We start from the raw sequence: 20,946 nt of genomic DNA, 5'->3' as shown, positions 1-20,946 counted from the left end.
GCGATGACTGAGGTCACCCCGAATGTGTCGTTCACCGATGTGAGCCGGCTTCCCTTGGCGACAATGACTTTCGAGCACCGTATCGAGGCCGCCGCCGAGGGCGCGCGGTTTACCCATGAAATCTCGATTGCGGGGCCGCTGTCGCCTCTGTTCGCTCGTGTCATCGGTCGCCGCGCGGCGGCCGAGCTGCCCAAGGCGATGCGCAAGCTGGCCGAGCTTGCCGAGGCGGCCTGACTGCGGGTCCCGGGTTGCGCTGTCACCGGTTGCCGTTTGTTGTCGACCAGCTTGCGGATGGTGGTTCGGGTGAGTGCGACCTTGGCCAAGATCTCGTCGTCGGTGGCGGTCCAGGTAAACGGGGCGGCGGCATCGACGTTCCAGCGGGCGATGTAGTCGCGGATCTGTTCGGCGAGCATTTTCACCGAGGTAAAGGTGCCTCGACGGATGGACTGGCGGGTTCGACGTTCCCGTCGATCTCGCACTCGGGCAGCCGACGCGCGGGCACCTATTCCGGTGCAGCTGTGAACTTCTCGACCCAGTCCACGTAGCCGTCGATCGCCCACTCGACGGGCGTTGCGATGATCTCCGGCCCACCGGCCCATGGGTGCAGTTCGAGGATTCGCCCAGCGAGCTTGTCCCTGACCGCTGCTGCCGTCTTCAGTGTCACTCGCCATTCCTGGCCCTCGCCGAGCTGGTCCAGATGCCAGAACACCGACATCGCTGGTCCGGTCACCTCAGCACCGGCGGCGAGACGTTCGGCCACCACCGTGCGAGCGATCTTCTGTGCGTCTTCCTCGGTTGGCGTGGTCGTGGTTACCGACCACACTCTTGCCTCTGTCATATCCGCAACCCTATTGGGGCATCGGAATTCGTGACGGGTGTCCGGCTCCGCGTGCGCGACTCGCGTACAGCGGATCCGAGCTGCCGTCGACGATCGTTCGACATTGTTGGACCTGGTCACATTTGTCCCCCCGCAGGTACCTCGAAATCCCCCAGTGGGCACCTGACGGGCCAGCTGTAGGTGTGGGGGTCGACATAATGTGGTGGCGGGCGGGTGTGGGCGTCGTTATGGTGTTTGCTGCGACGCGGGGAAGCCCCTGGATCTATAGCTGGGGGCCGAGTTGAGTTCCTCCGCGTCGTCCAAACACTGTGTGGGCCTTCGATCACCTGGGCCGGGGGCTTGTTCATGTTCGGGCACCAGCGATGAGCCCTGGACGACCACGAACGCACCGTTGCCGGCCGTGTTCGCGGCCGAGAACTACTGTTCCAGCACGACGACGTTTTCCGCCTGTGGTCCCTTCGCGCCCTGCACCACGTCGTACTCGACGCGGTCGTTCTCCTGCAGCGTTTTATAACCGGTGGACTGGATCGCGCTGAAGTGGACGAATACGTCCGGTCCACCCTCGTCCTGTGTGATGAACCCGAATCCTTTGTCGGCGTTGAAAAACTTCACAGTGCCAGTTGCCATTGGTGCCGGTCCCTTCAGATCGGACGAGCGGACCGCTCGAGCTTACCGGTCGACTTGTCTTCGCACCGGCCGGACACGGCGGGCAAGGACCATCCGGATCGTCGCAGACCGCCGTGCAAGGGCTTGCGGCCTGGTCATCGGCAAGATCCGGGCCCGCCTCCGCGAACTGAACCGGATAACGATTCGGTCGCTTGACCTATTGGTGGCCAGGTCATCTCGTACCGTCTGGGGCTATTCGCCCGAGCTCGACCGCGAGGACCTATATCGTGAATCTGAAGCATTGCCTGTCCACTGTTGCGATCGTCGTCGCCGGGACCCTCGTCAGTATCGCCCCCGCTACCGCCGACGCCGGCACGAAGTATGTGGCGCTAGGGGATTCGTACGCGGCGGGAGTCGGGATCTCGAACATCCTCGACAAGACCTGCTCACGCTCCGATCGCAACTACGCCCACCTGTTCGCGGCGGCACGCGGTTACAGCCTCACCGATGTCACGTGTGGCGGCGCGACGACCGACTCGGTGACCAGCACCCAGCTCTCGGCCGTCACCGCCGACACCAATCTGGTCACCCTGGGTGTCGGCGGCAATGACATCGGCTTCACCGACATCGTGAAGGACTGTGTGATGGCGGGGACCCTCGGCACGGGTTCCGGGACGGGCAGCGCCGTACTCCAAAATCTCGGAACGGGAATCGCCAGCGGTAGTGCCGAGGCGTTGCTGGGGTGCAAGAACAAGTACGACGCCTCGATGCCGACCCGGCTGTCGCAGGCCTCGGCCAAGGTCGCGAAACTGGTGTCCGACATCAAGGCCCGAGCCCCGCAGGCGCGGGTCGTCCTGGTCGGTTACCCGCACATCCTGCCCGACAACGCGGCCCTGTGCGCCGGGCGGCAGCCGGTGCTGCCCGCCGATGTCGACTGGGCGCGTGACACCGTCGTCGGCGGATTGAACACCATGCTGCGTTCCCAGGCCGGCACCGAGTACTTCAGCACCTACGAGATCTACACTGGTCACGATGTCTGCGAGGCGATCCCGGACCGCTGGGTCAACGGCACCTCGGTCGACAATGGCGAAGGCGCGCAATTCCATCCGAATCAGTATGGGCACGCGGCTACCGCGCAGCAGATGGCAGCCACGCTCTGATGCCACACGCGTTCGGCCGGGCGTGAATCAGCCCGGCCGTCACTTCTCGCGGTGGTCGAGGCAGCTGCGTACGAGGTCCTGCACGACCGGGTCGGTGTCGTCGGCGGGGCCGCCGGGCGACACCGACCGGCCTACGCCGGGGCCTCCTTCATCCTCGCCGTCGCCCAGTAGGGGATCCGTTGGTGTGCAACCCATTCCGCCGTTCGATCGGCATTCGGATGATCTCGGAGACCAATTGGCCCGCGGGGCCGGAGAGTTTGCGGGGTGGCCGCCAGACGGCGCGCAGGGTGCGGGGGAGGTCGAGGCCCTCGACGGGGATGGCGACGAGTTCGCCACGGTCGATTTGATCCGCGACCGCGAGGGTGCTGACCACGGCGGGGCCGACGCCGCTCGAGACGCTGGTGCGGATGGCAGCGGCGCTGCCCAGTTCGAGAAGCGGTTCGGCGCGCGGGAATTCGGCGAGGGCGACATCGACGGTGCTGCGGGTGCCGGACCCGGGTTCGCGGACCAGCAGTGGAGTCGCGGCCAGTTCCGCGATGGTGAGCGCACGCCTGCGCCGGGTCCATGGATGGGTGGGGTGGGCGACCACGATCAGGCGATCGTGGGCGACCGTCGCGCTGTGTAGACGGTCGGGAACCGACGGGCTCTCGACGAACCCGAGATCGCAGTCCCCGGCCACCAGCCGGTCGAAAACCTGTCGCGAATTCCGCACCTGCAGTTGGACTTTGATGTCCGGGTGGGAACGATGGAAGTCGCCGAGCCAGGCCGGGAGCAGGCATTCGGCGACGGTCATGCTGGCGATGATCCTGAGTTCGGCGTCGCGATCGGTGCGCAGCGCCGCGGCGGCGTCGAGCAGCCGATCCACGTCCGCCAGAACTTCCCGGGCCCAGTGCACGACTACTGTCCCGGCTGCCGTCAGCGTCGACCCGCGCGGGCTCCGTTCGATCAGCGTCAGCCCGACGCGCTGCTCCCACTGTCGCACCGCCCGGCTGGCGTTCGGTTGCGCCATCCCCACCGCCCGGGCCGCGGCGCCCAGGCTGCCGTGATCGTCGATGGCAACCAGCAATTCGAGTAGAGCCAGGTCAGGGCGAGCATTGGCCATGTAGGAATCATATGACAATCCTTCATCCCATATCACTCTGATATGTGGTGATGTCAATGTGGCGGCTTCCGGCCGACGCCCGGCCACCGGCAATCTGGGAACCATGGCCCACCTGGACTCCCAACCCTCTCCAGAGCCCGCGGACGGTTTCGCCGAGCCGCCCGCGACGCAGTTCCCTGGCCGCACCCGCACCGCGGCTGTCGTCGACATGCGAGAGTACTGGCCCGGACTCGCATTGACGGCGGTGGTCGTGGTGCTGGTGATGCTGGTCGGCCGGTGGCTACCGACGGTCAGTCCGCTGCTGATCGCGATCGTGATCGGTGCCGTGCTGGCGAATGTCGTTGCGCTGCCGCAACTCTTGCAGCCCGGTCTGCAGTTCTCTGCCAAGCGGCTGCTACGGGTCGGCGTCGCGCTGCTCGGTCTGCAGCTGACCTTCAGTGACATTCTCGGATTGGGACCGGCCGCCATCGTGGTGGTGATCGCGATCGTCGCGCTCGGTATCGGCGGCACCATGCTGATGGGCCGCATGTTGGGGCTCAGCTGGACCCAGCGGTTGCTGATCGCCTGCGGCTTCTCCATCTGTGGCGCCGCCGCGGCGGCCGCGGTCGACGGCGTGATCGACGCCGAGGACGAGGAGCTGGTGACCACGATCGCGCTGGTCGTGGTATTCGGCACCCTCCTGATCGGCGTAATCCCGATGGCGTCGACCATGTTCGGGCTGGATTCGCGTACCAGCGGCATGTGGGCCGGCGGCGCGGTCCACGAGGTGGCTCAGGTCGTCGCGACCGGCGGTGCGATCGGCGGCGCCGCGCTCACCGTCGCGGTCATCGTCAAACTCGCTCGCGTGGTGCTGCTGGCCCCGGTGCTGGCGATCGTCGGCTGGCAGGCGCGTCGCCGGGACCCCGCCGGCGCCGGAACTCGCAACGCCCCGTTGATCCCACTGTTCGTGATCGCATTCCTGGTCTGCGCGGCTCTCCGCACCACCGGCCTCCTGCCCGCCTCGATCCTCGCGCCCGCGAAACTCCTGCAGACCGGCCTGCTCACCGCCGCCATGTTCGCCCTCGGCACAGGCGTCCGCATCACCGCCCTCCGCCGCGTGGGCCCGCGCCCGCTGATCCTGGCCGCCCTGTCCACCGTGTGGGTAACCGGCGTCGCCCTGGCCGGTGCGATGTTGGCCGGCTGATCGGCCCGCTGTCGGGATCGCCCGGCGGTGGATGCCAATCCCGGCCGCTCATAGCACATTTCGTCACACAGCCGCTCCGTCACCGGGATCCGGAACGACGGGAGCCGGGTAGAGGTGGTGGATGGTGAGGGCGGCGGCGAGCAGCCGGGAATCGTTGGGGTCGCTGGGATCCAGGCCGGTCAGTTCGGCGACCCGGCGGAGGCGGTAGCTGAAGGTGTTGGGGTGGACGTGAACCACCGCGGCGGCGGCCTTGCGGTCGGCGGAGCCGTGCCGGATGTGGGCGTCGAGGGTTTCGAAGAGGTGGGGGTGGCGCAGGATCGGGGCGATGCGTTCGGCCAGGCGGTCTCGGGCGGGGCCGGGGCGGGTGAGCTGGTATTCGAGCAGTAGATCGTCGAGGCGATAGGCGCCGGTGGGGCGGCCGAGCAGGCGGGCGAGTTCGGCCAGATCGGTGGTCTGCCGCGCCGCACCGGGCAGGTCGGCACGGTCGATGCCCTGACATTCGGCGAGGAAGACGTCGACACCGAACTGTTCGGAGAGGCTCGCCGCCAGGCGCTCGAAGGGACCTGAGCCGATCCCGGGGACCGGACGAGATCTGCTGGGCAGCAGGGCGATTCCGTTCGATCCGTCGAAGGTATTGAGGACCGTCGTCCCGAGCAGCGCGTCGAGCGCCTGCTGGAACTGCCGGATCCGGCGGCGGGTGACCATGGTGTCGGCCACCATGACCAGCGGGTCGGGGCGCAGGTGAAAGGTGAGGACGTCGTAGCGGTCCGCCAGCGCCATGTCGGCGCGTGCCGCCAGTTCCTCGACCGGCGCGCCACGTAGCAGGGCCGAGCACAGGGCGCGGCGCGCCTCGCGTTCGACCGTGTAGATGGACTGCTCGACGTCGGCGTGCACCTCGGAGATGGTGATGGTGATGTGCATGAGCGCCTCGAGCACCCGCTGGCCGATCGCCAGGATATCGGGCAGCTCGTGCGGCTCCGCGGTCGCGGCGACCTCATCCCAGAGATAGCGGGCGCCGCCGAACAGGCCGGTCATGAGCTGGCGCACGGGGATTCGGTCCTCGGCGTGCCGCTCCACCACCGGGACGACGTACTCCGCGACCTCTTCGGCGGTGATCACGCGCCGCTCCTCGATGGCCCGGATGAACGCCACCGTCCCGGCCAGCAGGCTGGGCATGACATCGGCGAAGTGGTCCTCGGGCAGATTCTCGAGGCCGGGCACCGCGCCCAGTGCGGCTTCGAAGATACCGGCGGCAATCTCCGGGAGCCGCGGCAGCAGGCGGGCCAGGACGGGCGAGTCATCACCCAGTGGGGGAACGAGGGCGAGCATCTGCCGATTGTCACCAAGAACAGACTCGAGCACCAAGGAGTGTGTGCGAAATACCAATCGGCACAGCATCATCCCTGGTCGCCATGACACCAAACGGTTGCTTGGCAAGGGGCGCAGCCACTTTCACTCGATTTCAGGTCGAATTGTTTCGCGAAACCAAATTGCGCCGCATTACTTGTCTCCGAATGCAAAGCAGTTCTTCATCTTTCGCATTCGAGCCAATTCGCGGTTAAGCTCCTGTAGTGTCCCTCTCGACTTCTCGAATGGTGTCAGTGGACGATCTACCGGGGCCCAAAGGATGGCCACTGGTCGGCAATCTCCCGCAATTGACACCCTCCCTGCTGCATCGCCAATTCGACTCCTGGAGCGACGAATACGGGGCGTTGTACCGGGTCAGCATGCCCGGTCGGCGAATCGTGGTGGTGAGCGATCCCGAACTCAATCGGGAGATCCTGCGGGACCGTCCCGGCGGCTTCCGGCGGCAGTCCGCCATCGAGTCGGTCATGGACGACATGGGCTCCAACGGCCTGTTCTCCCTGGAGGGCGAGGCATGGCGGCGGCGGCGCAAGCTGGCCATGCCCGCCTTCAACGCGACTCACCTGCGCGGCTTCCAACCCACGCTGGAGACCATTACCGAACGCCTGCGCCGACGCTGGGAACGCCGGTCCCCGGAGGACGTGCGCGCCGAATTGACCCGCTACACGGTCGATGTCACCGCCAAACTGACCTTCGACTACGACATCAACACCATCGAAGAATCCGGTGACGTCATTCAGCGCCATTTGGAGCTGATCTTCCCCATCCTGAATCGCCGGCTCGCCACCCCGTTCCCATACTGGCGCTATGTGAAGCTGCCCGACGATCGCGCCCTCGAGCGCGCATTGGCGGCCCTGCGGCAGGATCTCACCGCCGTCATCGCCCGCGCCCGCACGAATCTCCCCGAGCGGCCCACGAATTTCATCGAGGCGTTGCTGCTGGCGCAGGACGGCCGCGGCTCGTTCACCGATGACGAGCTGTTCGCGGAGGCGCTCACGATCCTCATCGCCGGCCAGGACACCACCAGCAATGCCATGGCCTGGCTGCTCTACCATCTCGCCGGGAAACCAGAAGTGCAGCAGCGGATTCGGGAGGAAGTCGCCGAGATCCCGTCGGTGCTGGACCGGCAGCCCTACCTGGAGGCGGTCGCGGCCGAATCCATGCGGCTGCAGCCCACCACGCCCCTCATCGGCATGGAAGCGATCGTCGACCGGACCATCGCCGGGGTGCACATCCCGGCCGGAACCTGGGTCGTCGTCAATGTCCAGCACGCCGGCCTGCAGGCGGAGAACTTCAGCGAGCCACACACTTTCGATCCTGATCGCTGGCTGAACGAGGGCCCCGGCAACCACCGGCCCGACGCCTCCATCCCGTTCGGCTCCGGCCCCCGCTTCTGCCCGGGCCGCGGCCTGGCCATGCTGGAGGTCAAGAGCGTCACCGGCATGGTGTGCCGCAACTTCGACATCGCACTGCAGGCGAATAGCGAACCACCAAGGGACCGTTTCCATTTCGCAGTCATCCCGACCGGCATGCGGCTGGATATCACACCCCGGTCGGCCCACTGACCCCCGAGCTAGAAAGGATCGCGCATGGCGATCAAGCGGCTGTCGGCCACCGACGGCGTCTGGCTGTCCCTCGAATCACCCGATATGCCCATGCATGTCGCATTCCTGCTGGAGTTCACCGTCCCGGACGGGGATGCGGCCCGCTTCGTCCGGCGCTGGCGCGCACAGGTCGTCGCGCCGATCACGGTGCCGCAGCCCTGGAATCTGGTGCCGGTCGGCGGTCCGCTGACCCGCCTGGTGGCCCTCATGCGTGAAGCCGCCGAGGTCGACCCGGCCGACCACATCCGGACCTGGCAGCTGCACCGACCCGGCGACCGCCGCGAACTCGTCGAGCTGGCCGCCCGCATCCACCGCGAACAACTCGATATGACCCGGCCGCCGTGGGAGATTCACCTGGTCGAGGGCCTGGCGCCGGACCGCTTCGCCCTCATTCTCAAGGTGCATCACAGCCTGTTCGACGGCGCGTCGCTGATGCGGCTGTTCACCGACACCTTCTCGACGGATCCGGCCGACCGGGACACACCGAACCTGTTCACCGTCGGCCGCGTGAATCCTGATGCACCACAGCCGGTTCGGTCCGCGAATCGGTGGCGGGCCATGCTTGCGACGCTGCGTGGCATGCTCGAGCTGGTGCGCGGCATCGGCGCGGCGGGCCGCGACGCCCTGCGTCGCGCCCGCGGCCGGACCCCGGCGCAGCGGGCGTACCAGCAGCCGGCGTCCATCTTCGACGGACCGATCACCGGCGGCCGGGACCTGTCCCTGCGCCGCTACGACCTGGACCGGTTCAAACGGCTGGCCAAGGCCGCCGACTGCACGATCAACGACATCGTGCTGTATCTGGTCGGCACGGCGCTGCGCGACTACCTGACCGCACACGCCGAACTCCCCGCCCGCCCGCTCACCGCGGGTGTCCCGGTGGACCTGCGGGACGGCGACGACGATCGGGTGGGTACCCGCGCGGGCATGATGTTCACCGCGCTGGGCACCGACATCGCCGACCCGGCCGAGCGTCTGGCCGCGGTCCGCGCCGCCATCCGCGCTGCGAAGCAGGAGATGGCGGGCCGCCCGGCCAATGCCGTCATCGGCTACGGCCTGGCCGTCACCCTGCCGTGGATCATGGGTCTGACCTGGGGTCGCGCCAACACCCCGGCCTCGCATCCGATGGGCATCTCCAATGTCCCCGGACCGCGAAATCCGCTGTACTGGAACGGTGCCCGGCTGGAGTCGCTGTATCCGATCTCACTGCTCATGCACGGCAACCCTTTCAATGTCACCTGTGTGGGTTACCTCGACGCGCTGCACTTCGGAGTGCTGGGTGCAGCCGACAAGCTGCCGGCGATGGAGTACCTGACCGACGGTCTGGGCGCCGCCCTCGACGAGCTGACCGACCTGCTGTTGCCCGCCGAGGAGCGGGCCCTGCCGTCGGCGGGGTGAGACGAAACCACTACGCTCCCGGTCCATTCCGGACCGGGAGCGTAGTGATGTCCTGGTGAGCCGGCCAGGACGGCAAATCCGTATCGGGACGGGCGAGCGATATCAGGACGGGAGAGCGGACAATCCGCCGATCGATTCCACCCACTCCACATAGCGGTTCAGCCCATCGCGCAGGGAAACCGTGGGGGCATAGCCGAAATCGCGCTGGGCCGCGCTGGTGTCGTAGGTGTTCGACACCGTGAGCGCGGCGACCGTCCAGCTGGACAGCGGGGGGGCGACGCGCGACTGCAGTCCGGGGATCTTCCAGATGGTGTCGAACACCGCGATGACGCCGTTCAGCACCGGTTTCGGAATGGTCCGGGTCGGCGGTGTCAGGTCGAAGGCGGTCGCCAGGTCGCGGGCGAAGCCCCACAGGTCGACGTCCTCGGCGTCGGCCAGGAAGTAGGGCTTCCCGGCCACCGCGTCGGACCGCGACGCCTGCACACACGCGCGGGCGGCGTGCTCGCAGTGGGTGATCGACACCAGCACCGGCTTGCCGCCCGACAGGTCGGGCAGGCGGCCGGAGCGAATCTTGTTCAGCAGCAGCGTCATCCAGCCACCCGAGCGCGGCCCCCAGATCATCCGGGGACGCAGCGCGCAGGTGGTGAAGTCGGGTCCGTCGGCCGCGAGCACCTCGCGCTCGGCGATCGCCTTGGTTTCGACGTAGTAGCTCTTGGGGTTGCGCACATAGGGTTCGGATTCGTCTATGCCGAACCGGTCGCGATCGTATTCGGTGGCCACGCTCGGGCTGCTGACGAAGACGAAACGCCCGGTGCCCGCGGCCCGCGCGGCATCCATCAGCCGCCGGGTGCCCTCGACATTGGCCTCCCAGAACTGGTCGCGGTGGCCGGTCTCGGCCACCCGGCCCGCACTGTGGTGCACCACGTCCACCCCCTTGCATGCCGCGACGAGCGAATCCGCGTCGCCGAGGTCGCCGTGCACGATCTCGACCTCGGGCAGCGAGCGCAGATAGCCGAGATCGCCGGTGGGGCGGGCGAGTACGCGCACTTCGTCGCCCGCCGCCAGGGCCTGGTCGACGATGTGGCTGCCGAGGAATCCGGTGCCGCCGGTGACGAGGACTTTCATCGCTGGTTTCCTTCACTGTCGTAGCCGAGGCGGATGGCGGCCCAGCCGGACAGCGCCTCGCGGCCGATCTTGGCGTTGTGCCGGATGTCGACCGGGAAGCCGTCGTGCCGCAGGAAGGTGCGGATCGGCGCGGTGATCTCGCGCGATTCGGCCAGTAGCCGCAATTCCCGCTCGATGCGGGGGCTTTCGTCGGGATCGGCGCCCGCGCGCGGCTCGTAGCAGAGCACCGGCACCTGCGCGCCGGTCCGGCCGACACCGACCAGCGCGCTGCGGTGGACATCCGGGTGGGTATTGAAGATCTGTTCACACTGCACGGTGAACAGGTCCCGGGCGGCGGTGCGCACCCGCTGGGAGATGCGGCCGCAGAACCACAGTCGGCCGTCGGTGTCCTGCCAGGCGAGGTCGCCGATGCGGTGCCAGCGGCGCAGCGTGCCGTCGGGGAGCCGTTCGTCGATCTTGGCTCGTGCGTCGGCGGCCGGGTTGCCGTGGTAGCGCTGACTGACCTGGGGCCCGGCGGCGACGATCTCGCCGATCTCGCCGGGTGCGACTTCCAGATCGTCTGTCCAGCGTGGGATTTCGTCATCGGTGATGCGAATGATCCGTACTCGGGTGTCGCTATCGGACTCCGGCAGTGCCCGTCCCACACAGGTGCCCGATCCGTCCTGGGTCCGCTCCCGCAGCGCTTCGAGCTCCGACCACTCCAGGGTGGTCAGCGGAAGCGCCTCGGTCGCACCGTAGGTGGTGAAGACCCGGGCCCGCGCACCGAGCGCGTTCCGCACCGCGGCCAGCGCCGCCAGGTTCGCGGGCGCACCCATCGAAATGACCGTGGTGAGGCTGGGCAGTTCGATTCCGGTACGCCCCAGGTAGTCGCCGAGGGGGCCCAGCAGGGCGGGCGAGGCGGTCAGGTCGGTGATCCGGAAGCTGCGGGCCACCTCCACGAGCAGCGCGGGATCGGCCTGCGACACTTTCACCGGATCCACCGGCCCGAGCACCACGTGCGCGCCTTGCAGTAGATCGAACAGTCCGAACAGCGGCACCGTTGCCAGCGAGACGAAACCGTCCGCGCGATCGTGCAGATCGGTGACGACCCGCAGGGACGCGGCGAAGCCCGCACGGGTGAACTCCACTCCCTTGGCGGGGCCCGTGCTACCGGTGGTGAACGCGATCATCAGCAGATCCTCGGGCGCATGGGCCACCGCGACGGGGTCGCCCACACGGCCGAGGTCGGCCAGCTGCGCGAGTGTGTAACCGCCCCAATAGGAGCGAGCGCCCGCCGTGACGTGCACGCGCACCGTGCGGAAGGTGCGGCGCGCGACGATCCGGATCAGGTGAGCCTCCGGAACGCCGATGAACGCCTGCGCGCCGACGCTGCGGAAACAGTGCAGCATGCGATTCACGCCCATGCCCGGGTCCACCACCACCGGCACCGCGCCCACCCGGAACAGCGCGAAGATCACCGCGAACAGATCCGGGTCGGGCCGGACCATCACAATCGTCTTGACACCCTTGGTGATTCCGATCTCGGTGAAGGCGCGCGCGTAGGCGTCGATCCGCTCACCGAGTTCACCGAAGGTCAGCGCGTCGAAGGCCGCGCCGCCGCCCGCCCGGCCCGGCAGCCGGGTCTGATAGCTGACCGCGGGCAGCGCGGCGTACTTCTCGATCTGGCGTGCCAGCACCAGATCCGGATCGTCGAGTACCGCGTTCACGCGGCCCCTTCCAACCGGTAGCGCACGCACCCGGCCATCGGACCCGAACCTGCCGCCAGGAACACCAGTTCCGTGCCCGGCGTCAGTGCACCCTGCTCTCGAAGTTGGTGGTAGGCAATGGCCAGGCCCGAGCTGCCGGCGTCGCGGTCGCCGGTCATCGCCTGGTAGCCGCGGGCGAATCCGAACTCCGCCGCGAGGCCGCTCGCCAGCCCGGGCACCGGGTTGTTGGTGACCAGAACGGTATTGCCCGTGACGATTTCGGGCTGCTCGGCCAGATAGCCGCGCAGCGTATCGGCCGCCGTCGCGGTGATCACGGTGTCGTAGTCCGGTGCGACCTCGACCGTAATCGTCTGCTGCCCAGCATTTCCCATGGCCTTCAGATCCAGATATCCGGCGATGCCGGGATTCGTGCCCGCCGCCCTGCCACGCACCGGGGAAATGCGTAGCGGGCCGAAACCCGCCTCCCGATCCACGCCCTTGCTCAGCAGCCAGGCCGAGCCGACGGTCGCGTACCGGAAGTCATTCGGCTGGTGGGCAATTCCGCCAGGATGCGCATCACTGCCGACCACCAGCACTCGTTGTGCGGTGCCGTTGGCCAGCAGCGCGGTCGCCGCGTGTACGGCGTTCAGCACCCCGCACGCGCCATTGCGCAGGTCGAAGGAGAAGGTGGAGCGGCCCGAGCCCGCCTCGTAGTCCAGATGCATCGCCAGCCCGAGCTGGATGAGCGCGGAGTTCGCGGGCTCGACCACATTGCCGTCCCGGTAGACGCCGACATTCACCAGCACGTCGATATCGCCGGGTGCGATTCCGGCCCGCTCCAGGCATTCCCGGCCCGCGGCCACGGCGTGGTCGATGGATCCCGCGGTGGCCGGGGCGGCGCTGATCGCGGATTGCTCGATGACAACAGACATGCTCATCCCACCAGAGAATCGAGTGTGGCCGACATGACGCCGAAGATCATTCCGGAGGCGGTCGGCACCACGCAGATCTTGGAACCCTTCGGTATTTCGCCCCGCGAAATGTAGTCGTATATCGCGAGGAAATGCGTGCTGGCACCGGTATTCGCGTATTTGTGCACGGTCGCCAGTCGCGGCGGCATCTCCGCCTCGTGGATCTTGCCGCCGGATTCGGCGAGCTTTTCGGTGAAGGCCACGCCGAGCTGATGGAAGACGATGAAATCGAACTTCTCGTCGGCGAAGGTGGTGCCGCGCTTGATGAGCCGATCGCGGTGCAGTTTCGCCCAGGTTTCCCGGCGCGGAGCCGCCTGCATGGTCATGTTGTCGGTCAGCATGATCATGTTCTCGGAGGCGTCGCTGGGCTTGGCGATACACAGCGGCGAGAACTCGGCGCAGGTGATCATGTCCACGTAGTGGATGCGGTCGTGCTCGTCCTCGGCGCGGTCCACGATCACCGCGACGGCGGCGTCGGCCAGGGTGAGCGCCGGGAACTGCAGATCGCGCGCGTCCTTCGCCTCGGCGAGCGCGCCCTCGGTGACCGGGGAGATGATCTCCGCGGTGACCACCATGCCGGTGCGCACCAAACCGGCGCGAATCATATTCTCCAGCAGGTAGATAGCCGTCATGGTGCCACCGCAGGCATTGACGACGTCGTAGCCCATGGCATGGTCCGCGCCGATCCGGCGGGCGATCTCGTGGGCGGCGGCGGGCTCGAACACCATGTGGAACCCGTCGTGCACCGTGGTACCGGCGCTGATGATCACATCGATGTCGGCGGCCTGGTATCGCGAGCGCGCCAGGCAGTCCTGCGCGGCGCGGGCGCCGAGGGAGAGACTGTCCTCGCCGGCCGACCGGTCGACCATGCGCCGGGTCCGGATTCCGGTGATCCGTTCGACTTCGAATTGCCCGCCGCTCGACATGCGGGCCAGTACTTCATCCGTGGTGTATTCGCGCTGGGGCAGAGCGGCTCCCAGCGCACCGAGGCGCGCGGCACTCACAATAGTGACTCCCGAGAGTAATGGGATGGAGGGAACCGGCGAGTGGGCCGTCCCGGTGAATCGAACGAGGCGAACATTGACTCGTTTCGGATTCCACGGACGCTAGAGACGACCGCCATACGGTGTCAAGGCAACTCGGTCCCGAGAGCGACAGATGTCACCCGCAGGCCGCGTCATATCGAATGCCACTACACCCGAGAAACCAATCACGACAACGCATTTTGGCTCCGGAGACAAAGACGGAAGTCCGGTTGCGACGGCACCGAATCACTGGTTACTCTGGCCGAAACCGGCACCCTTCCGGCAATCGATAATCGGGCCATCGCCCGCAATTACCTTGATTCCGCGCGTCGTCGCGCGATCCGGCACGCCAGATTTGGAGCACCTTCGCGATGACATCCACCGCCACCGTTACGCCCATCGCGCACCGCGCGGCGCCCACCGCGCCCGGCGCGCTCCCCCTGCTCGGGCACTGGCCGCGGTTCGGCCGCCGGCCATACCGATTCCTGTCCACGCTGTCGGCGGTGGGACCGGTTGTGCGCGTGCGGATTCCCGGTTACGACACCTACGTCGTCACCGATCCCGAGCTGGTCCGCGAGGCGTTCGTGGCGCTCTCCGATCAGGGGCTGATGATCGAACGTGCGGAGGCGCTGCTGGGCGAGGGCGTGACCGTGCTCCAGGGGCAGCGGCATCGGCGTGAACGGCGCATGATCGCACCGGCCTTCGCGAAGGCCCGGATCGCGCGCTACGCGGCGGTCATGACGCGGCTCGGAGCGGAGCGCGCCGCGTCCTGGCGCAATGGCGAGTACCTCGCGGTCAATGAGCAGATGCACGATCTGGCGCTGCGCACCGTGGCCGGATCGCTGTTCACCGGCGAACTCGGTTCCGAGACAGCCGAACACCTTCACCGCCTGCTGCCGCCGGTCATGACCCTGCTCTCCCGGCGCGTCACCCGGCCCGCCTGGATCGACCGGCTGCCGCTGCCAGGCAATCGCCGGTTCGACCGGCTGGTGGTGGAGATGAAGGCGGCCACCGGCACCATCATCGCCGCGTATCGCGCCGAACTGGCGGCGGATCCCGACCTCGATCACGGCGATCTGCTCGACACGTTGCTCAAGGCCCGCGACGAATCCGGGGGTGCGCTCACCGACTCCCAAGTGCACGACGAGCTGATCAACTTCCTGGTCGGCGGCACCGAGGCCATCGGGGCGACGCTGGCCTGGGTGTTCCACGAGCTCGGGCAGAATCCCGAGGTGGAGGCTGCGTTGCACGCCGAGGTGGATGCCGTGTTGCGCGCGGATGGAGGCGCCGACGCAAGGGCTGCGGAGTTCGGGGACCTGGCCGAGCTCGAGGTCACCAAGCGCATTGTGCTCGAGACGCTGCGCAAGTATTCGCCGTGGCTCACGGTCCGGCACGTGCCCACCCGCTATACCCTCGGCGATGTCGAAATCCCGGGCGGCAGCATGCTTTTCGTCTGTCCCGTGGCAGTGCACCGGGATCCCGCCGTGCACCCCGATCCGCAGCGCTTCGACCCGGATCGCTGGCTGCCGGAGCGGATGGCGGACCTGTCGAAGGGCGCGCACATCCCGTTCGGCATGGGTGCCCGGCAATGCCCGGGAAATGTGTTCGCGCTCACCGAGATCGCCCTGCAGGTGGCCACCATCTGCGCCCGCTGGCGACTGCGGCCCGTGCCGGGTATTCCGGTGCGGGAGACCGTGATCGGGGCGCTGGTACATCCGGAGAAGCTGCTCATGCGGGCGGAGGCGCGCTGACCGTGGTGGAATTCGCGCTGCGCAGGCATCGCGCGGTACTGATCGTCGCCGCCGTGCTGGCGGTGCTCGCCGGGCTGGCGGGCACCACGCTGTTCGACAAGCTGCAGGGCGGCGGATACTTCGACCCGAGTGCGGAATCCAGCGCCGCCGCCGATGTGCTGCGGGACCACTTCGGACAGGGCGCGCCGAACCTGGTCTTGCTGGTGGACACCGGGCGGACCGTCGACGACACCGACTCCGGGCGCGCCGCGACGGCACTCGTGCGGCGGCTGGAGGCCGAATCCGATGTCTCCGGGGTGATGTCCTACTGGACCTCGGGGCACCTGCCCGCGCTGCGCGACAAGAGCGGCCGACAGGGCCTCATCGTCGCCACGATCATGGGCGACGAGATGCGTATCGACCACCGGATCGCCGATCTGGCACCGGAATTCGCCGGGACGCGCGACGGGATCGAGGTCCGGGTCGGCGGGTACGCGATGATGATGCATGAAACCGTGCGGCAGGGGCAGCGAGACGTGGCCGCGGGGGAGGGCGTGGCGTTTCCGCTGACCCTGATCGCGCTGCTCGTGGTCTTCGGGACCGTGGTGGGTGCGGCGCTGCCGCTCATCACCGGAACCGTCACGACCATGCTCACCGTGGGTGTGCTGTGGCTGGTGGCCGAGTTCACCGAATTATCCTCCACTGCAACCAATGTCGCCTCACTGCTGGGCCTCGGTCTGGCGATCGACTACAGCCTGCTGATCGTCAATCGGTATCGCGAGGAGCTCGCCACGGCGGCCGATCCCCGCGCGGCACTGGTCACGACCATGGGCTCGGCGGGGCGGACCGTGGCCTTCTCGGCGCTGACCGTGGCCGTCGCGCTGTCGTCCATGCTGATCTTCCCGCTCCTGGCGGTGCGGTCGATCGGGTACGCCGGGATTGCCGTGGCGCTCACCGCCGCCGTGGTCTCGCTGACCGTGTTGCCCGCGATTCTGCTGGTGGCGGGCGATCGGATCGACAGGTTCCGGATCGGTCGGAAGCGGGCGTCCGGCAGCGACTCCCGGGAGCTGGACCAGGGCTTCTGGCATCGGCTCGCGACAATGGTCATGCGGCGGCCGATTCCGGTCACCACCGTCACGGTGCTGTTGCTGCTGGCGCTGGGGCTGCCGTTCCTGCGATTCCACCCCGGCTTTCCGGACTATCGGTCCATGCCCGCCGGTTCGTCCGCGCGGCAGGTGGCCGAGACGGTACAGCGCGATTTCGATGCCGCCGAGCTCAGCGGAATGTTCGTGGTGCTGCCGGACAGTAAGACCGGGCTCCCCGATTACGCGGCGGCGCTGTCGTCGCTCGAGAATGTCGCGCGCGTGGATACCGCGACCGGCAGCTACATCAGGGGCGCGCTCGCGATACCCGCTACCGAGGTTTATCACCGGTTCGAAACCGACAATGCCGCTTACCTTTCCGTGGTGCCCACTGCCGCGGACCCCGGGACCGCGGACGCCGTCATCCGCGCCGTACGTGCCACCCCGGCACCGTCGCGGGCGCTGGTCGGCGGCGTGGACGCGGCCAATATGGACGCCATCCACGCCCTGACCGCGCGATCGCCCTTCGCCCTGGGCTACGTACTGATCGCCATGGCGCTGCTGCTGTTCCTGCTGACCGGCAGCGTGCTCGTGCCGGTGCTGGCGCTGATCCTGAGTGCGCTGAGCCTGACCGCCACCTTCGGCGCACTGGTGTGGATCTTCCAGGAGGGCAGGCTGTCCGGGCTGCTCGGGTTCACCCCCACCGGCGATCTGTCGGCGGTGGTGCCGGTCATGCTGTTCGCCGTCGCCTTCGGGCTGGCCATGGACTATCAGGTCTTCCTGCTGGCCCGCATCCGCGAGGAGTACGAGAACACCGGGGACGCAACGGCATCGGTCGCGATCGGACTGGAGCGGATCGGCCGCATCGTCACCGCGGCCGCCGTCCTCATCTCCATCGTGTTCCTGGGCTTCCTCGCCTCCGACATCACCTTCATGAAGGCATTCGGCATCGGCCTGCCGTTGGCGGTGCTGGCCGACGCCACCGTGGTGCGCGGATTCCTGCTCCCGGCGACGCTGCGACTGGGCGGGCGGTGGACCTGGTGGGCTCCGCAACCACTGCGCCGCTTGCATGCCCGATTCGGGCTGCGCGAAAGCAGCGCCGCGCCCGCCGAAGTCGCGGCCGTCTCCTCCTGACGATTCGCCGCCCATCACTACTTCTCATTCACGAACCGAGGTGTCCGCATGTCCGAGTCCCCCTCCGGCCCCGACCGTTACGACGTTGCCATCATCGGCACCGGATTCAGCGGTCTGGGTGTGGCGATCAATCTCCGCCGCCTCGGCATGGACGACTTCGTCATGCTCGAGCGGGCCGACGCCATCGGTGGCACCTGGCGGGACAATGTCTATCCCGGATGCGCGGTCGATGTGCCCTCGGTGCTGTATTCGTATTCGTTCGCACCGAATACGGAGTGGACGCGCCTCTACGCGCCCCAGCCCGAGCTGCGCGCCTACACCGAGTCGGTGGTGGATCGCTTCGACCTGCGACGGCATGTTCAGCTGAACAGCGAAGTGACCGACGCGGATTTCGACGAGGACGCCGCGGAATGGGTGATCCGGCTGAGCGGCGGCCGGACGGTGCGGGCGCGTGCCGTCGTCATGGGGTATTTCTCACTGCACACCGCCGCCATCCCCGACATCCCCGGCCGCACCGAATTCACCGGCCCGCAAATGCATTCGAGCACCTGGGATCGGGACTTCGAGCCGGCCGGCAAGCGCATCGCCGTGGTCGGTGCGGGCGCGAGCGCCGTGCAGATCGTGCCCGCCCTGGCGCGCACCGCCGGAGGGGTTGTGTCCTTCCAGCGCACCGCCGCCTGGGTGCTGCCCCGCGGCGATCGGCCCATCCCGCCGGCGGTCCGGACCCTGTTCCGCCACATCCCACCGCTGCGACTCGCCGCCCGCGGCTTCGTCTTCGCCTTCCTGGAGGCGCTGCACTTCGCCGAGTTCCATCCCCGCCTGGTGCGACTCTACGAGCGAATCTGCCTGGCCGCCTTGCGGCATCAGGTTCCCGATCCCGAGGTTCGCCGAAAGCTGGTGCCCGACTACCGTTTCGGCTGCAAGCGCCCGATGGTGTCCGACGAGTACTACGCCGCCTTCGCCCGGCCCACCGTCGACCTCGTCACCGAAAAGATCATCGAGATCACCCCCACCGGCCTGCGCACCGCCGACGGCGCCCACCACGAAGTGGACGCCATCGTGTGGGCCACCGGCTTCCACGTCCAGGACTCCATCGCCCGCTTCCCCGACTTCCGCACCGAAACCACGTCCACTCGAAAGAAATTCACCGAGGACGGCTTCACGGCCTACCGCGGCATAGCCTTCGCCGGCCTCCCCAACCTCTTCGCCGTCACCGGCCCCAACACCGCCCTGCCCCACACCTCCCAATTCCTGGCCATCGAACCCACCGCCCGCCTCATAGCTCGCACCATCGCCCACATGCGCACCCATGCCGTCCCCCGCTACACCCCTGCGCAATCCGCCGAACGCGCCTGGGTATCGCGAGCCCGCACTCTCCTCAGCACCCGAATCTGGTCCACCGGCGGTTGCACCAGCTACTTTGTAGACCCCGAAGGCACCAACACCCTCACCTACCCGGGCGGCACCTGGACCCTCCGTCGCGACCGCCGCCACCTCCGCCTCGAGGACTGGCAGCACGTCCGACCGTGACCACGCTCACCCTGGTGGGGGCTCGATACTGACGCTGGCGTGCGAAATAGCTTGTGTATGGGGTTCTCGCCGCTCCTCGAGTATCGGGTCGTCGAACGGCCGACCAACGACCTGCTGCCAATCGTGAAATATGAACTGCCTGATGGTTGTTCGCATATTGATCAAGTAGCGCCCCGGACGGCCCGCGCAACGGGCACGGCGGTAGCGTCCATACTCGGTGCCGGTCGCCTTCAGGTCGGCCGCCAGCCCGTTCGTTCGTGAGGAGATTCGTATGGGGTCAACGATTTTCGCGGTGTTTCTACCGCTCGCACTGGCCCTGGTGATGTTCGGGCTCGGATTGACTTTGACTGTCGGCGATTTCGTACGGGTGCTGCGGTATCCGAAGGCGGCGGTCGTCGCGTTGCTCTGCCAGATGGTGTTGCTACCCGTGGTGTGTTTCGGGCTGATCTATCTGTTCCGGCTCGAAGGGGCGCTCGCGGTGGGCATGTTGCTGCTCGCTGCATCACCCGGGGGCCCATCGGCCAACCTGTTCAGCCATATCGCGGGCGGTAATGTCGCGCTGAACATCACCCTCACCGCGATCAATTCGGTGCTGGCCGTGTTCACGATGCCGCTGATCGTCGCGCTGGCGTTCAGCCGGTTCATGGACGGTGACGGTTCGTTCGGGCTGCGGCCGGACAAGTTCGCGCAGGTGTTCGCGATCGTGCTGGTCCCCGTCGTGGTCGGCATGCTCGTGCATCACCGGTTCACCGCGTGGTCCGAGCGGATGCGCGGCAATGTCAAGATCCTCTCGATCGTCGTGCTCGCGCTGGTCGTGCTCGCAGCGGTGGCGAAGAATTTCGACACGCTCACCGAGAACATCGGCAAGCTCGCCTCACTGAGCCTCCTGTTCGCCGTGATCAGTTTGGGCGTGGGCTATTTCGTGCCGCGGTTGTTCCGGGTGGACGCCGATCAGGCGATCGCCTCGGCGATGGAGATCGGTATCCACAACGGAGCGATCGCCATCGCCGTCGCCGGATCGGTGCTGCACAACAACACGATCGCTGTCCCGGGCGCGGTGTACGGCGTGCTGATGAACGTTCCGGCCGCGATCGCCGCGTACCTGCTAGCCAAATACGTTCGCACGGAACGCCCCGTCTCGGTGTCGGGTGCGGCCGTTCACGACCAGGTATGAGGGTCACCGCTCGCTCCGAGTAGTGGTCGATGAAGCAGGCCGCGAACGACCGCGACGGGGATGACGACGGTTGGCTCCTGCGCCGATCTTCAGTGCGGATCGCACTAGATGATTGATTCAAAGGGGTGGTGGGGGGGGCGCCCCCCCCCCCCCCCCCCCCCCAACCCCCCCCCCCCCCCCCCCAAGTATGGGGGGGGTGGGGGGGGGGAGGGGGGGAATGGGTGGGGCTCTGGGGGT

General features: G+C 67.6%; 16 protein-coding genes and 1 pseudogene. 9 read left to right on the top strand and 8 right to left on the bottom strand.

Going from position 1 to position 20,946, the window contains the following annotated elements; translation table 11 throughout:
* Positions 1-234: pseudogene (locus ABZ909_RS42250) on the top strand (hypothetical protein); the annotation flags it as partial.
* Positions 235-502: 268 nt separating this feature from the next.
* Here ABZ909_RS42250 and cutA read toward each other — a convergent pair.
* Together cutA and ABZ909_RS42240 are read right to left on the bottom strand one after the other, a co-directional pair.
* Complete coding sequence (gene cutA, locus ABZ909_RS42245; protein ID WP_357011800.1) at positions 503-838, bottom strand: divalent-cation tolerance protein CutA; 336 nt, start codon at positions 836-838, stop codon at positions 503-505.
* A 417-nt stretch (positions 839-1,255) separates the two neighbouring features.
* Entirely contained in the window at positions 1,256-1,465 is a 210-nt protein-coding gene (locus tag ABZ909_RS42240; RefSeq protein ID WP_357011798.1) for a cold-shock protein, read from the bottom strand.
* A gap of 266 nt (positions 1,466-1,731) precedes the next feature.
* Between ABZ909_RS42240 and ABZ909_RS42235 the strand changes: the two genes are divergently transcribed.
* On the top strand, positions 1,732-2,604 hold the full coding sequence (locus ABZ909_RS42235) for an SGNH/GDSL hydrolase family protein (protein ID WP_357011796.1): 873 nt from the start codon (positions 1,732-1,734) through the stop codon (positions 2,602-2,604).
* Between the two features lie 148 nt (positions 2,605-2,752).
* On the opposite strand, the gene ABZ909_RS42230 is transcribed toward ABZ909_RS42235, so the two are convergent.
* Complete coding sequence (locus tag ABZ909_RS42230; RefSeq protein ID WP_357011794.1) at positions 2,753-3,706, bottom strand: LysR family transcriptional regulator; 954 nt, start codon at positions 3,704-3,706, stop codon at positions 2,753-2,755.
* 208 nt (positions 3,707-3,914) lie between these two features.
* Between ABZ909_RS42230 and ABZ909_RS42225 the strand changes: the two genes are divergently transcribed.
* A complete protein-coding gene (locus ABZ909_RS42225; RefSeq protein ID WP_357011802.1) occupies positions 3,915-4,889 on the top strand; it encodes a putative sulfate exporter family transporter in 975 nt (324 codons plus the stop codon).
* A gap of 63 nt (positions 4,890-4,952) precedes the next feature.
* Here the strand turns inward: ABZ909_RS42225 and ABZ909_RS42220 are convergent, their stop codons facing one another.
* A complete protein-coding gene (locus ABZ909_RS42220; protein ID WP_357011792.1) occupies positions 4,953-6,218 on the bottom strand; it encodes a helix-turn-helix domain-containing protein in 1,266 nt (421 codons plus the stop codon).
* Between the two features lie 272 nt (positions 6,219-6,490).
* On the opposite strand from ABZ909_RS42220, the gene ABZ909_RS42215 reads away from it, so the two are divergent.
* Together ABZ909_RS42215 and ABZ909_RS42210 are read left to right on the top strand one after the other, a co-directional pair.
* On the top strand, positions 6,491-7,819 hold the full coding sequence (locus ABZ909_RS42215) for a cytochrome P450 (RefSeq protein ID WP_357011790.1): 1,329 nt from the start codon (positions 6,491-6,493) through the stop codon (positions 7,817-7,819).
* Between the two features lie 24 nt (positions 7,820-7,843).
* Positions 7,844-9,253 carry a wax ester/triacylglycerol synthase family O-acyltransferase gene (locus ABZ909_RS42210; RefSeq protein ID WP_357011788.1) on the top strand — a complete coding sequence of 470 codons (1,410 nt, stop codon included), beginning with the start codon at positions 7,844-7,846 and terminating at the stop codon, positions 9,251-9,253.
* A 102-nt stretch (positions 9,254-9,355) separates the two neighbouring features.
* Here the strand turns inward: ABZ909_RS42210 and ABZ909_RS42205 are convergent, their stop codons facing one another.
* From ABZ909_RS42205 to ABZ909_RS42190, 4 genes are read right to left on the bottom strand one after another with little or no spacing between them, the layout of a single operon-like run.
* Positions 9,356-10,378, bottom strand: coding sequence for an NAD-dependent epimerase/dehydratase family protein (locus ABZ909_RS42205; protein ID WP_357011786.1), 1,023 nt, complete (start codon positions 10,376-10,378; stop codon positions 9,356-9,358).
* Positions 10,375-12,084: a fatty acid CoA ligase family protein gene (locus ABZ909_RS42200; protein ID WP_357011784.1), complete on the bottom strand. Its 1,710-nt coding sequence runs from the start codon at positions 12,082-12,084 to the stop codon at positions 10,375-10,377. Before ABZ909_RS42200 ends, ABZ909_RS42205 begins: the two co-directional genes overlap by 4 nt.
* Positions 12,081-13,001: a hypothetical protein gene (locus tag ABZ909_RS42195; protein WP_357011782.1), complete on the bottom strand. Its 921-nt coding sequence runs from the start codon at positions 12,999-13,001 to the stop codon at positions 12,081-12,083. Before ABZ909_RS42195 ends, ABZ909_RS42200 begins: the two co-directional genes overlap by 4 nt.
* Positions 12,998-14,038, bottom strand: coding sequence for a 3-oxoacyl-[acyl-carrier-protein] synthase III C-terminal domain-containing protein (locus ABZ909_RS42190; RefSeq protein ID WP_357011780.1), 1,041 nt, complete (start codon positions 14,036-14,038; stop codon positions 12,998-13,000). Before ABZ909_RS42190 ends, ABZ909_RS42195 begins: the two co-directional genes overlap by 4 nt.
* A 392-nt stretch (positions 14,039-14,430) precedes the next feature.
* Here ABZ909_RS42190 and ABZ909_RS42185 point away from each other — a divergent pair, with 392 nt between their 5' ends.
* The 4 genes from ABZ909_RS42185 (at position 14,431) to ABZ909_RS42170 (ending at position 20,709) form a co-directional block, all read left to right on the top strand.
* Entirely contained in the window at positions 14,431-15,810 is a 1,380-nt protein-coding gene (locus tag ABZ909_RS42185) for a cytochrome P450 (protein ID WP_357011778.1), read from the top strand.
* Between the two features lie 2 nt (positions 15,811-15,812).
* Positions 15,813-18,005, top strand: a complete 2,193-nt coding sequence (locus ABZ909_RS42180; protein ID WP_357011776.1) for an MMPL family transporter — start codon at positions 15,813-15,815, stop codon at positions 18,003-18,005.
* Between the two features lie 48 nt (positions 18,006-18,053).
* Complete coding sequence (locus ABZ909_RS42175; RefSeq protein ID WP_357011774.1) at positions 18,054-19,535, top strand: NAD(P)/FAD-dependent oxidoreductase; 1,482 nt, start codon at positions 18,054-18,056, stop codon at positions 19,533-19,535.
* 271 nt (positions 19,536-19,806) lie between these two features.
* Complete coding sequence (locus ABZ909_RS42170) at positions 19,807-20,709, top strand: bile acid:sodium symporter family protein (RefSeq protein ID WP_357011772.1); 903 nt, start codon at positions 19,807-19,809, stop codon at positions 20,707-20,709.
* Positions 20,710-20,946: the final 237 nt, after the last annotated feature.

Origin of the sequence: Nocardia sp. NPDC046763, from assembly GCF_040645495.1 — a bacterium.
Taxonomy (GTDB): Bacteria; Actinomycetota; Actinomycetes; order Mycobacteriales; family Mycobacteriaceae; genus Nocardia.
This window is presented reverse-complemented; position numbering and strand designations above follow the sequence as displayed.